Raw genomic sequence first — 12,765 nt, 5'->3', positions numbered from 1 at the left:
AGTACGTTATAAAGGCCAGAATGGGAACCTTTTCAGATTATGCCGCGTTGATTTGCCTCAAATTACCGCTGTTCTTCAGCATATTTAACTGGAAAAAACCACCTAAGTGAAATTTGTTGATGACGGAAATACATTACCTCTATTTAACTGAGCTATTTAACCTAAACGCCACTAAGGAAAAGCCGAAATCGTTATGGGGGCTGTGCAAGCGCTGTTAACAGCGTTATAACAAGATCGGGATCTCATTTTTACGCTTTGCCCATCCTGGATGGATGTAAAAAAAGTGTCATCACCAGACCGCTATGATGTCCACAGGAGCAGCACCCTGCCAAGGCGGTGCTTTATAACAGCAATAACAGGAGAAGCACGATGTCACTTACTCACTGGGAACAACGCTACGAGAACTGGCTGCAGCTCAACTGGCTGCACGACGATAAAGCCCACGATATCGCGCACCTGCGCCGCGTATGGATGAGTGCGAAACGCATCATGCAGCACAGCGACGCTGATCCTATGGTGGTGATGACCGCCTGTTACTTTCATGATGTGGTCAACCTGCCGAAAAACCATCCTGAACGTCATTTAGCCTCTACTTATGCCGCTGAAGAAACGCGCCGCATTCTGCAGCAGGATTTCCCGGATTTCCCCTTTGAACGGTTGGATGCAGTGGCTCATGCGGTGCAGGCACACAGTTTTAGTGCGCGTATCGCACCGCAAACACTGGAAGCGAAAATCGTACAGGATGCCGATCGTCTCGAATCTTTAGGTGCTATCGGCCTGGCGCGCGTTTTCTACACGGCAGGTGCGTTAGGGCGTCCGCTGTTTGATAGCGAAGATCCATTAGGAAAAGAGCGCGAATTGGATGACGTGAAGTGGACGTTGGATCACTTTCAGAAAAAATTGCTGGGCCTACCGCAAACCATGCAAACCGAAGCAGGACGTCTGCTGGCCGAACATAATGCGGATTTTCTCGTGCATTACATGGGCAAACTGTGCGCCGAGTTGCAGGGCAATCTCACCTCAGTCGATGAATCGGTGTTAAGGGATTTCAGTCCTATACACTCGTAATATTAAATTTTTATGACAGTCTGTTAACTTTCATCTGCTTCCGCTACGTTGTTGTAAATCAAAAGGGAGTATGAAAATGACCGAGACCGTTAACTTAACCATTAAAATTGACCCGGCACTGAAAGAGCACATCAAACAGTTAGCCGCAGATAACCAAATCTCCATGAGTCAAGAGATCGTTAATCGCCTGCAGGCCAGTTTAGATGCGGTTACGCAACCGGCCATTGACAGCCTGGATACGCAAGAAGCGGTTGAAGACCAACTCTCAACTGCGGAACTGAAGCAGGTTCGTGCGCTGCTGAAGAAAAGTAAGAAGAAGAAATAAGCGAAAAACCCGTCAATGACGGGTTTTTTTAGGGTTGGAGATTAAACATTGCTGACGCGGAACTGCTGCGCACGTTGCGCCAGGCGGTCCGATAACTCACGCAGCTGGACTGCCGATTGGACCTGATGGGCGTTTAACGCTTCGTTTTGCTGCAACTGCTCACTCATCTCCAGTACTTCACGGGCAATCTTCTTCACGCGATGGCTCTGTGCTGCACTGTTTTGCTGCAGCTCGCTTAACTGCGTCACCACGCCGGACACCGCGCCGCTGATTTGGGCAAACAGCACCTCCAGGGCTTTCACCTTATCAAAGCCATCATGCACATGCTGCTGAGTGTGCTGAATCAAGCCGTCGATCTGGCGGGTAGAGGCACCACTTTGTTGCGATAACAAGCCCATCTCTTTGGCGACCACCGAGAAGCTACGGCCGTAGGCGCCGGCATGGGCGGATTCGATCGCCGCATTTAGCGATAACAAACGTGTCTGCATCGACAAATCATCCAGCATGCTAACAATTCCGGCGATATCATCCGACGCGGTAACGATCTGCTGCATCTGAGTTTCCATGTTATCGACTTCCACCGCGCAGTTACGCATCAACGCATCGGCAGATTGCGCTTCCTGTGTCGCCTGCTGCGAGAACTGCGCACCGATCTCCACCTCTTCCGACACGCGGTCTAAACGCTGCGACAGATGATGGAAGCTGGCATTTTGCTTCTGGTGCTGCTGCATCACTTTTTCATTGTGCTGCTGCATATCCTCGGCACCGGCGGCGACGCTGACTGCCACCGTGTGGATGTCGCGCACAATCTGTTGCAAACCGCGACGCATGGTATCAATCGACTGGAACAGCTGACGCGTTTCCAGCGACTGGCGAGGCGGATTATTTTGCGCATCGAGCAGATCCCCGGTGGCGATCTGCTCCAGCTGCGCGTTCGCGCGGCGCAGCGGCATGAGTACGCCACGCATCAGCAAGCTGGATGCCAGCACCAGCAGCACCATCAGCACCGCGCTGACAATCAGAGACATATTACGGCTCTGTTTCAACGTGCTAAGCGTATTTTGATTGACGCTGCTGAGCTGATGATTGGCCTGCTCGATCTCACTGAACCAGGCGTCATTAAACTGTTGCTGGAAAGCCTGCATTGGCACCCTAAAAAAGGCGTTGATGTCGTTGGCCGCTAATCCTTTCAGCTGCTCCTGCAATCCTTCCGTCAGCATAGCGAAACCCTGCGCGAGCGGGCTTTCCGCATTAGCGTGGTAAGCGGCGAACTGTTGCTGCGCCTGTGTCAGCGAATCATCAGCAGCGGTCGCAAGGCTTTTCCAGCTATCTACCGAGCCACTTTGTTGGTCCTGCATCAGATAGATACCGGCGCGATGGCTGTTATCGCTGGCGGTGAGCAGTTCGATGCGCGCTTTGTCCAGCAGGGTCAGACGTTCACGTAGCTGATTCGCCTGCTGTAACGAGGTTTGCGTCTGGTTGACGTGCGTATTCAGCAACAATACGCCGGCAAACTGCAGCAAGCAGAACAGCACGATGAACAGGAAGAACTGGCTACGCAAACTGGTGAGCCACAGCGGAATGCGCGGGGAGAAACGCGCGCGCAGCCGCAGCGGCAGAGAGATAACGGACAGGAGTGACATCACACGCCTCCAAAAAAATAAAACAGGAGTATTGGCAGCACGTGTGACAGTGGGGTGACAGCGGGCGCGATTAGACAAAAACAACATAAAGCGCGGCCCTAAATAAAATTGTGGTCCTGAATCGCTACACCTTTTGCGCGGCGTACTGTTCAATCAGCGGCAATAAGAGTTGCGCCACCGCAGCAAATACCGGCACCACCACCGAGTTACCGAACTGCTTGTAGGCTTGGGTATCAGAAACGGGAATGCGCAGTTTTGTCTCCCCCGGCGCCTCAAAGCCCATCAAGCGTGCGCATTCTCGCGGGGTTAAACGACGCGGACGGCGCGCCATATTCTCGGCCTGTTGAAAGTCGGCTTCGCCTTGAGCGTGATCCCAGCCGCGATCGATCAGGATTTCCGAACCATCTTTGTAATAGCGCGCCGATAAGGTACGGACACAGACCGTGGGATTGCGCGGGTCATTGAGGCCAAAGCCGAAGCCATTACCTTTGGCTTTATGCTTTTTCGCGTATTGATACAGATAATTCCACAGCGTCGGTGACAGCGTATATTTCGCTGCCGGCTGGGTTTCCAGCAGGCTGTGTAGTGACGGCACGCTTTGCGGGTAAAGCGCGGGCAGGGCGCGCAGCGAAAAGCCGTGGCTGAGTCCGCTATCCCGACGAATGCCCACCAGCACGATGCGTTCACGATGCTGCGGCAGGAAATGGCGTGCATCAATGATCTTCGCATCCGGCAACCCGCTGTCGTTGGCATCGGCCACGTCATAACCGAGTTCATCCAGCGTCGCCATAATGATGGCGAAGGTGCGCCCTTTATCGTGACTCTTGAGGTTTTTTACGTTCTCCAGCACGAAGAACGGCGGCTTCTTGGCGGCGAGAATACGCGCCACGTCGAAGAACAGCGTGCCTTGCGCTTCGCACTCAAAGCCATGCGCGCGACCCAGCGCATTCTTCTTGCTGACACCCGCCAGCGAGAAGGGCTGACAAGGAAAACCGGCCAGCAATACCTGATGATCGGGAATGGTGCGATCGATATGCTGATAAATCGCCTGCTCATCGCGGATGCCCGCGGGCTGCGTCACCAGACGAATATCACTGTTGAAATGGTGCAACTGCGGATCGCTGTACAAGTTGGCTTTGTAGGTGCGCACCGCTTCTTTATTCCATTCGCTGGTAAACACGCATTGGCCGCCAATCTGCTCGAAGCCACGGCGAATGCCGCCAATGCCGGCAAACAGATCAACAAACTGGAATGTCGCATCGTCATAATGCGCCGGACGTTGCGGCAGCAGTGCCTGCAGGCTGGCGACTTCACGGCTGGAGAGCGCTGGAGCAGCGCTTTTACCGGCGCGAATACGATTCAAACGCGGCACGCTCCAGTCGCGGCCACCGGCTTCGGTTAAGGTGATAACCACATCGCGTGCGGCGTAGATATCGAGCACCTGCAGTAACAGCGGCGTCGCGTCATCCTGATTGGCAGTTAACGGGAAGGGCGAGACGGGGTCGATAGCGAGCATGCGTTTTTCCTTAACAGTGAAGTGGCTATGCTAACACTCATCACGCAACGAGGAAATTGGCGTACCCTGTGCTTTCGCTTTTGGCCTAAACCGCTAAAGTTGAAGAAGCGCAATAACAAGGAGACGCTATGGCAGACGTTCACTCGCAAGCCATTCGCAGTAAAAACATGCGCGCCATTCGCAATCAGGATACCGCGATTGAACAGCGTATTGCCTTGATCCTTAAAGATCGTGGTTTTACCTATCGCGTGCAGGATAAAGCGCTGCCGGGCCGCCCGGATTTTGTCCTGCCCGCCGAGAAAGCGATTATTTTTGTCCATGGCTGCTTCTGGCATCGTCATCACTGCTACTTATTCAAAATGCCCGCCACGCGTACCGAATTCTGGAGTGGCAAAATTAACAGTAACGTTGAACGCGACCGGCGTTACATCGAGCAACTACGCGAAGGAGGTTGGAAAGTACTGATTGTTTGGGAGTGCGCGCTGCGCGGCAAACTGCAGCTGGAGGACAGCGCGTTGATCGAACGTTTAGAAGAGTGGCTGCTGGCCGCGACCGACAGCAGCGAAATCGACCATCAGGGATTGCATCACTATCGCGATGAATAACGCGAGATTGTTGCTTTTAGCCGCCATAACAGTTTAGATCTTCCCTTTCTCTGGGACGCGGAATGAAGCCATGAGCAGCATCAAACTTACCGTTAAGCGCCTGTATCAACTCCGCGATGAGCGGATGGTGAATACCCAAGCCACGGCGCGCATTTATCTTGGCGATCGGCTGGTAGCTACCGAGGAGATCAGCGGTATGACGGAAAGTCCGGTGAGCAAGTATTTGCATGCCGGGGATCTGACGGGGCCGTTACGCGTCGAATGGGACTGTGCGGGCATCGCCGATATGTCAGTGACGGCGATTGAGCGTTGCCCCTGTTGTCAGGATCACGAACCGGAATAATAAGGAATACCACTTTGGCAGGAACCAGTTTACTCACGCTTCTGGACGATATTGCAACACTGCTCGACGATATCTCAGTAATGGGCAAAGTTGCGGCAAAGAAGACCGCAGGCGTATTGGGCGACGATCTGTCGCTGAATGCGCAACAGGTTAGCGGCGTCAAAGCCAACCGTGAATTGCCCGTAGTATGGAGCGTTGCAAAAGGCTCCTTTCTCAATAAACTCATTCTGGTGCCGCTGGCGTTATTGATCTCGGCTTTTGCGCCCTGGTTAATTACGCCGCTGCTGATGATTGGCGGCGCGTATCTCTGCTACGAAGGTGTGGAGAAAGTGCTGCATAGCCTTAATCACGATAAGGCCGAGCAGAGCCCGGAGGCGCGTCAGCAGCGTCTCGACAAACTGGCGCAGCAGGACGCTGGCCAGTTTGAAAAGGACAAAGTGAAGGGCGCGGTGCGCACTGACTTTATCCTCTCGGCGGAGATCGTTGCCATTACGCTGGGCATCGTCTCGGAGGCGCCGCTGCTGAATCAGGTGCTGATTCTGGCGGGTGTGGCGATTGTGGTGACCATCGGCGTTTACGGCATCGTGGCGATGATTGTGAAAATTGACGATCTCGGCTTCTGGCTGAAGGAGAAATCGTCAACGGTGGCGCAGGCGATCGGTGGCGTGCTGCTGGCGCTGGCACCGTGGCTGATGAAAGCCTTAACGCTAATTGGCACCATCGCGATGTTTTTGGTCGGTGGCGGCATTGTGGTGCACGGCATTACGCCGCTCCATCACGCCATCACGGAATACAGCAGCGGCTTCAACGGGTTTGTTTCCGCTCTGCTGAGCAACGGCGCCAATCTGGTGATCGGCTTTATCATTGGGTCGATCGTGCTGTTAGGCGTAAATCTGATTGCTAAGCTGCGCGGCTAGCAGTTATAAAGCGCTGTAAATTTCTAATCACGGTCAGGAGAACGATGATGAACGACGATATGTTTGAATTTGATATCGATGCACAGCTGGAACAGGCGGAAGCCAAAGCGGCAGAAAAAGCCAACGAAGTCCCCGCTGACATCAGTGACGACGCGGATTGCGAAGGCTGCAAAATCTAATTTTCCTGTCCAGGACGTGCTATCAAAGCCGACAATAAATTTTGTCGGCTTTTTTTATTTACAGAGTTTTTAACTGCTTATTCCGATTTAGTAGCACTAATAGATTTATCGTATAGGAAAAAATCGGTTGCAGCTGCTATACCTTAATTCGGTCATTTAACGATGAAAGAGGGAGGTGCGGTATGATCTTTGCAATCAGTGACGAAGTTCAGCACAAACAGGGCGGACCCACGATGGTGGTGACCGGCTATGCCAGCGGAATGGTCGAGTGTCGTTGGTATGATGGTTACAGCGTGCGACGTGAGGCGTTCCACAGTGATGAACTCAGTCACTTATCCACCGCGCAACAGCTGGCCAGTTAAACACATTCGGGACGATGCCCGTCGTCCCGAATGTGGTCCTCACTCACCGCATCATACTTTGCCGTCATTATCCTCTTCAACCGCCTGATAAATACGCTGCAAAATATCCGGGAAGGCCGATTGCACGCGGCTCCAGCTCGGAATAAACGGTTTTTCATTTGGTCGCTCAATAAACGCTTGTCCGGCATCGAGAATGGACTGAGTGAACATTTCCACCGCTGCTTCTTCAATATGCTGATCAAACTTGAGGCCGTTCATGGTGGCTTCATGGTTATAGACTTCCATCATGTCCAGCGCGTTACGGTAATAAGTGGCTTTTAACACGCGGAAGGAGTCGCTGGTGAGCGGCACGCCCATCGTCGCCAGCTTACGCAACAGCGACTGCACGATGTCATTACTCATGCGCTTCAATCCGCCGGTGCCATCATCCTCGGCCAGCGGTTGATGCTTGTGATCATAGTTATCGGCAATTTCAACCTGACACGTCTGGCGCGTGGTGTAATTACGATAAATCTCCGACAGCACGCCAATCTCTAAGCCCCAATCGCCAGGTATTTTGATGCCGTTGAGCACGTGTGTGCGCATGGCGAACTCGCCAGAAAGGGGATAGCGGAAGCTGGTGAGATAGTCGAGATACTCCGAGTGACCGTAGACTTTCTGCAACGAGCGCAGCAGCGGACCCACCAGCAAACGCCCAACGCGACCATTCAGCTTGCCGTCGGCCACGCGCGCATAAAAGCCTTTGCAAAACTCATACTGAAACGATGGATTGGCCAGCGGATAGAGCAACCGTGCCAGCATGCCGCGTTCATAAGTGACGATATCGCAGTCGTGCAGCGCCACGCATTGGGTGCGGTCGGAAGCCAGCGTGTAGCCGGTACAGAACCACACATTGCGGCCTTTACCGGGCTGGCTGGGTGATAAACCTTCTTTATCTAGCTCGGCATCCAGCGCTTTCAAGCGCGGCCCATCATTCCACAAAATGCGATGGCGCTGCGGCAGGCGTGAGAAAAACTCGCGTGCAAAGAGAAACTGGTCGCGGTCGGCACGGTCAAGGCCAATCACAATCTCATCCAGATAAGGCACTTTTGCCAGCTCGTTAACAATATTATCCAGCGCCGGACCTTCCAGTTCGGAGAACAGCGACGGTAAAATCAGCCCCATTTTGCGTTTACGCGCGAAGCGCACCATCTCTTTTTCCAGCGATTCAACGCTGCGGTGGGTGAGATTATGAAAATTAGTAATGACACCATTCTGGTAAAAATCACTCATCGTCTCATCCTTCGGGTTTTTGGCCGTTAATCGTCAGGCGCAAGAAAATAGTCCAGACCTTCACGCCAGCCCTGTGGGCCGACATGCGCAGTGTGGTAAACGTTCTCGGTATCCGTGCGTTGCAGTTCTACCGGCGTTTTGCTGAAGCCTTTTATCACCACAGCATAATCAACACGCTCCAGCATCGGAATGTCGTTGGGTCCATCGCCCAGGCCGATGGTGGTCCGTGATTGTCCTTCCTGAGTGGCAAGATGCTGCTGGATTGCAGCCAGCGCAATCCCTTTTCCGGTACCGACGGGCATCACATGCCAGAAACGCCCGCCTTGGGTTAAGGTGAGATTGTGCTCGGCAAGGGCCTCGCGGAATGCCTGTAAACGATGTTCATCATCGCGCCACAGCACCACTTCAGACGCTTCACGCAGGCGACTTTGGCTGGCTTCGGTAAGGGTTAAACCGGTGAAGCGCGCTACTTCAGCATCGCTAAATTCATGAAAACCGTTGAAGCGAAATCGCGCTTGTAACGCCTGCAGCGCCTGGCACAGCGCGTGATAGGCGGCACTGGTTTCAGTTGGAAGTGTTTGTTCGCCCCCAAATGCTACGCGTGCACCGTTTTCAGCGATAAAGGGCGCACCCACGATACCGAGCTTTTTTTGCAGCGGAATGATCTCTGCGGCCGTTTTGCTGGAACACATCACTAAGGGAATCTGATGTTGTTTCAGGCGCGCCAACCATTCATTGGCCGCGTCCCAGTTGTAGTCATGATGATCCAGTAACGAGCCATCAAGATCGGTAATGATCATCAGGGATGAGTTAAGACTCAGCATCATCACACTCCTTACGCCAGTGGCATCCGTAAAGCGAAGAGTAATCAGTATAATAGCGGAATCGCGATCACACTTTTTCCGGCACCCCGGCCGGCGAAATCCAGGATAATTCTTAAATGCCAGACGTGGCGGGATCCGCGATGCACATTTCTTGCACAGCAGAAACCAGTCGTGACGCGGGCCGTAAGGCGACGCGCGCGAAAGGTTATGCATTATTGTTCGATTAACATGCAGGGATAAGACTTGTCTTAAGTGTGCTAAGGCGTAATCTGAGCGGGTGTTAAGAATTCCCTGGTGTAACGAATTGACTGATTTACTTTACCCGGCCATCCCGCCGGGTATTTTTTTGAAATCGATTTCAGCGATTAACTTCGCTGATAGAGAAATCGCGAATATCGAGTTCGAAGGCTTCCGCTAACTCGGTGTAAGAGTCATAAGCTTCACCGCTCACTTCGACGCGATGCGCGTGCTCGACGTCCATAAACTCTTTGACCTCGCCCGATGTTCGCTTCTGAATCGCCTCCAGCAACGCATCAACATTGATATTCACTTCGCGCTGTACATTCTCGCTGTACTCTTTTGCAGTCGTCATGGCGGCCTCCCAGAGGCAATCGGATCAGTAGAGTATAGACGGAGATGAGAAGAGGACGCGGGGGCTGATCACAGGCAAAAAAAAAGCCCGCGCTGCGCGGGCAAAAATCCTTGTTACTTTTAGGTTGACTGCGCCTTTGGGGTTGGTGCAGTACTGAGAAGTGTACGAGCTGCCCACGTCAAAAGTCTCTCAGCGAAACGTTAAGAAAGTGAAAAAGCGCATCTTGACAGAGTTTTACCTGCCTCAGTGTGCATTGTGCGTAGCAGCGTCTATGCTTATCGCTTATTGATAAACGTTATCAGGGAGTTAGTATGGATTTTCTACGCATTGTGATTGCAATTTTATTGCCACCGTTAGGCGTGTTTCTGCAGGTTGGATTCGGTGGTGCTTTCTGGCTCAACATTCTCTTGACGCTGTGCGGTTATATCCCGGGCATCATACATGCGGTGTGGGTTATCGCCCGACGCTGATCGCGATCAGGCAGTGTTGATTATCTTCCGTTAAACTGTGTCGCAGGACAATTTGTGGAGAGTAATCAATGAAGGTGAACGATCGCGTTACGGTAAAAACCGACGGCGGCCCACGGCGTGTGGGTACGGTGCTGGCAGTGGAAGCATTCAATGAAGGCATCATGTATCTGGTGGCGTTAGAAGATTACCCGCTAGGAATTTGGTTCTTTAACGAAAGCGATCACGATGAAGGGGTTTTTGTTGAGCCGTATCAAGAGGCTTGAAGCCAGGTGCGCAGTAATGCGCACCCCACATCGTAGGGTCGCCATTCATGGCGTGATGCTCGTCAGTTAAGCGCCGTATCAAATCGCCGCACCTTCCGTAGCGGCACGATTTATCGCGCAATGAATTGCGCCGCTACAATGTGTGCACTCGGCAATTAGGGTTTTCATCTCTTAAATGGCGAGGATGAGCTATTTATGGCGACAAGGACATCACCATTGTGCGGCCCTCGAAACGGTCGTCATCAATGACGCCCCTACAATTCAGGCAGCGATTACGCGGTTAATATGCACTGCCGTAGCAGCGTGGGTGTTGAGGCGACATCCTAACCCGCTGAGCGAGAGAGGGATTCCAGGGCGAACCGCAGGGATGCGGTGAGAGGCGGCGCTGAGCAGGAGCGAATCGCCGCCGGTCCGTGAGGAATCGTGATCGAGTGAAGGCACCGCGTAGCGGCGGGTTGGGCTGGCGCAGGGCCCGGGAGTGAAGAGGGCGTGGCCAGACGCCCTCTTCTCGGTCGCCGCACGGCTGAACTGCAACTGCCACAGCCAGTGGCGAACGAAAGTGGCTTATTGCTTGACTGATCGGCATTACGCCATTCATGGCGACCTCTTTATTTCAATCGATTAAAACGTTTCCCAGTTATCATTCCCGGCTGTCGCCAGCGCGGGACGCGGCGCCAGATTCGGCGTGCGTAATGCGGACGGCCCGGCTTTAGCCACCTGCGCCACCGGCGAATCATTCAAGCGAAACACTGCCACCGCCTGCGTCAATCTGCCCGCCTGATCTTCCAGCGAAGCGGCTGCAGAAGAAGCTTCCTCAACCAGCGAGGCGTTCTGCTGCGTGACGTTATCCATCTCGGTCACCGCCAGACTCACCTGTTGAATACCGCGGCTCTGCTCATCAGACGCGGCGGCGATCTCCGCCATAATATCCGTCACGCGACGCACGGCTTCAACAATCTCACCCATGGTATTACCGGCTTCACCGACCTGGCGTGAACCGTTAGTGATTAAGCCCACCGATTCGGCGATCAGCGTTTCAATCTCTTTAGCCGCCTGCGCACTGCGTTGCGCCAGATTACGCACTTCGCTGGCGACGACCGCGAAACCACGGCCCTGTTCGCCGGCGCGCGCGGCTTCAACGGCGGCATTCAGCGCCAGAATATTGGTTTGGAAGGCGATGCTGTTAATGACGTTGGTGATCTCGGCAATCTTCTTCGAGCTGCCCGAAATATTGTTCATGGTTTGCACCACGCCACTGACCAGATCGCCGCCGCTGCGCGCTTTGCCTGAGGCATCTGCGGCCAGCTGGCTGGCGTGATGGGCGTTCTCGGCGTTCTGTTTCACGGTTGCGGTCAGCTGCTCCATGCTGGCGGCCGTTTGCTCCAGTGCTGAAGCCTGCTCTTCGGTGCGCGAAGAGAGATCGGTGTTACCGGCAGAGATCTCGCTAGAACCTTGATAAATCGCGACGGCGCCTTCCCGTACCGTTCCCACGGTGCGCACCAGCGAGGCCTGCATCAGTTGCAGGTTATGCAGCAGGCTACCAATCTCGCTGCGGCCATAGCTTTGCTCCGGTGCAGTAAGATCGCCTTGCGCGATACGTTCAATACGATCGACAGATTGACGCAGCGGCGTGATCACCACGCGACGCAGGAACACGAAGGTCAGCAACACCAGCAGCAGTGCCGCAGCAAAGGCTACCGCCATGGCGATAAAGCCAACGCGCGATTGGTGAGCCGCTTCCGCATTGATTGTTTCGGCGCGATCGGTACGGATTTTAATCGCCTTCAGCAGTACAGCGTTATAGGCATCATCAAGTTTGCGCGTGACGTCCGTCTCCTGCGCCACGATGCCTTCAAAGCTGCCTTGCTTAGCCGATTCAATCATCGGCTTAAGACCTTTATCGATGTAGGCGTTAAAGCTGGCGGTCAGGGGTTCATCGAGCGCAATGTCCGCTGGCGTTTTCGCCTTGCGATCCATATAGAGTTTAAAACCTTCGCGCGCTTGTTTGATACGCGTCTCGGTGCGCGCAAGATCGGCACGATAACCGTCCATCTCGCCAATACGCGCGGCGGCGCCAGATTGCAGTACATTAAGACGCGCGGTGCGCAGATGGTTGGAGCTGTTGGAGATGCCCATACGAATTTGAATTTCTTCCGTGGCATCGTTCAATGAATTATTACTCTGAATCAAAAAATAGCTGGCGAGTGCAATGCACAGGGCAAAAAGTAGCAGAATGCCACCAAAGATCATACTGAACAAAGGCATCAGGCGCAGGTTCTGCCAGATGCTGAGCTTATTTTGCTCATCAATCAATGCTGTTTTCATATCCTTGCTCTCATGTAGGTAGGTGTTATGAGAGTAAGCATCGGCAGGGTAGGGAAAAGGA

The 12,765-nt window shown here is 53.5% G+C and carries 15 protein-coding genes; 9 read left to right on the top strand and 6 right to left on the bottom strand.

Going from position 1 to position 12,765, the window contains the following annotated elements; all coding sequences use genetic code 11:
• Positions 1-369: 369 nt before the first annotated feature.
• Together ACRQ84_RS07755 and ACRQ84_RS07750 are read left to right on the top strand one after the other, a co-directional pair.
• Entirely contained in the window at positions 370-1,068 is a 699-nt protein-coding gene (locus ACRQ84_RS07755) for a phosphohydrolase (protein WP_483817656.1), read from the top strand.
• Between the two features lie 76 nt (positions 1,069-1,144).
• The gene (locus ACRQ84_RS07750) at positions 1,145-1,393 is read left to right on the top strand and encodes a hypothetical protein (protein ID WP_064739127.1); all 249 of its coding nucleotides are present in this window, start codon (positions 1,145-1,147) and stop codon (positions 1,391-1,393) included.
• Positions 1,394-1,434: 41 nt separating this feature from the next.
• On the opposite strand, the gene ACRQ84_RS07745 is transcribed toward ACRQ84_RS07750, so the two are convergent.
• Both ACRQ84_RS07745 and dcm read right to left on the bottom strand, forming a co-directional pair.
• Entirely contained in the window at positions 1,435-3,036 is a 1,602-nt protein-coding gene (locus tag ACRQ84_RS07745; protein WP_483817655.1) for a methyl-accepting chemotaxis protein, read from the bottom strand.
• Positions 3,037-3,160: 124 nt separating this feature from the next.
• Positions 3,161-4,552 carry a DNA (cytosine-5-)-methyltransferase gene (gene dcm / locus ACRQ84_RS07740; protein ID WP_483817654.1) on the bottom strand — a complete coding sequence of 464 codons (1,392 nt, stop codon included), beginning with the start codon at positions 4,550-4,552 and terminating at the stop codon, positions 3,161-3,163.
• Between the two features lie 128 nt (positions 4,553-4,680).
• Between dcm and ACRQ84_RS07735 the strand changes: the two genes are divergently transcribed.
• The 5 genes from ACRQ84_RS07735 (at position 4,681) to ACRQ84_RS07715 (ending at position 6,958) form a co-directional block, all read left to right on the top strand.
• Positions 4,681-5,157 (top strand): very short patch repair endonuclease, encoded by a 477-nt coding sequence (locus ACRQ84_RS07735; protein WP_064739124.1) that lies wholly within the window; start codon positions 4,681-4,683, stop codon positions 5,155-5,157.
• A 70-nt stretch (positions 5,158-5,227) separates the two neighbouring features.
• On the top strand, positions 5,228-5,500 hold the full coding sequence (locus tag ACRQ84_RS07730; RefSeq protein WP_483817653.1) for a hypothetical protein: 273 nt from the start codon (positions 5,228-5,230) through the stop codon (positions 5,498-5,500).
• A gap of 14 nt (positions 5,501-5,514) precedes the next feature.
• Positions 5,515-6,417, top strand: a complete 903-nt coding sequence (locus ACRQ84_RS07725; RefSeq protein ID WP_064739123.1) for a DUF808 domain-containing protein — start codon at positions 5,515-5,517, stop codon at positions 6,415-6,417.
• 44 nt (positions 6,418-6,461) lie between these two features.
• Complete coding sequence (locus ACRQ84_RS07720; protein WP_483817962.1) at positions 6,462-6,596, top strand: hypothetical protein; 135 nt, start codon at positions 6,462-6,464, stop codon at positions 6,594-6,596.
• A gap of 182 nt (positions 6,597-6,778) precedes the next feature.
• A complete protein-coding gene (locus ACRQ84_RS07715; protein ID WP_064739122.1) occupies positions 6,779-6,958 on the top strand; it encodes a YodC family protein in 180 nt (59 codons plus the stop codon).
• A 51-nt stretch (positions 6,959-7,009) separates the two neighbouring features.
• On the opposite strand, the gene ACRQ84_RS07710 is transcribed toward ACRQ84_RS07715, so the two are convergent.
• The 3 genes from ACRQ84_RS07710 to yodD form a co-directional block, all read right to left on the bottom strand.
• Positions 7,010-8,230, bottom strand: a complete 1,221-nt coding sequence (locus ACRQ84_RS07710) for a glycosyltransferase family protein (protein WP_483817652.1) — start codon at positions 8,228-8,230, stop codon at positions 7,010-7,012.
• Between the two features lie 26 nt (positions 8,231-8,256).
• A complete protein-coding gene (locus tag ACRQ84_RS07705) occupies positions 8,257-9,054 on the bottom strand; it encodes a mannosyl-3-phosphoglycerate phosphatase-related protein (protein WP_483817901.1) in 798 nt (265 codons plus the stop codon).
• Positions 9,055-9,412: 358 nt separating this feature from the next.
• Positions 9,413-9,646: a YodD family peroxide/acid resistance protein gene (gene yodD, locus ACRQ84_RS07700; RefSeq protein WP_483817651.1), complete on the bottom strand. Its 234-nt coding sequence runs from the start codon at positions 9,644-9,646 to the stop codon at positions 9,413-9,415.
• Between the two features lie 311 nt (positions 9,647-9,957).
• Here yodD and ACRQ84_RS07695 point away from each other — a divergent pair, with 311 nt between their 5' ends.
• Both ACRQ84_RS07695 and dsrB read left to right on the top strand, forming a co-directional pair.
• A complete protein-coding gene (locus ACRQ84_RS07695) occupies positions 9,958-10,116 on the top strand; it encodes a YqaE/Pmp3 family membrane protein (protein ID WP_073991665.1) in 159 nt (52 codons plus the stop codon).
• A gap of 68 nt (positions 10,117-10,184) precedes the next feature.
• Positions 10,185-10,379, top strand: a complete 195-nt coding sequence (gene dsrB / locus ACRQ84_RS07690; RefSeq protein ID WP_064739120.1) for a protein DsrB — start codon at positions 10,185-10,187, stop codon at positions 10,377-10,379.
• Positions 10,380-11,000: 621 nt separating this feature from the next.
• Here the strand turns inward: dsrB and ACRQ84_RS07685 are convergent.
• The gene (locus tag ACRQ84_RS07685; RefSeq protein ID WP_483817650.1) at positions 11,001-12,704 is read right to left on the bottom strand and encodes a methyl-accepting chemotaxis protein; all 1,704 of its coding nucleotides are present in this window, start codon (positions 12,702-12,704) and stop codon (positions 11,001-11,003) included.
• Positions 12,705-12,765 lie beyond the last annotated feature (61 nt).

Origin of the sequence: Pantoea sp. E2023-21 (assembly GCF_051302795.1) — a bacterium.
Lineage (GTDB): Bacteria > Pseudomonadota > Gammaproteobacteria > Enterobacterales > Enterobacteriaceae > Pantoea > Pantoea ludwigii_A.
This window is presented reverse-complemented; position numbering and strand designations above follow the sequence as displayed.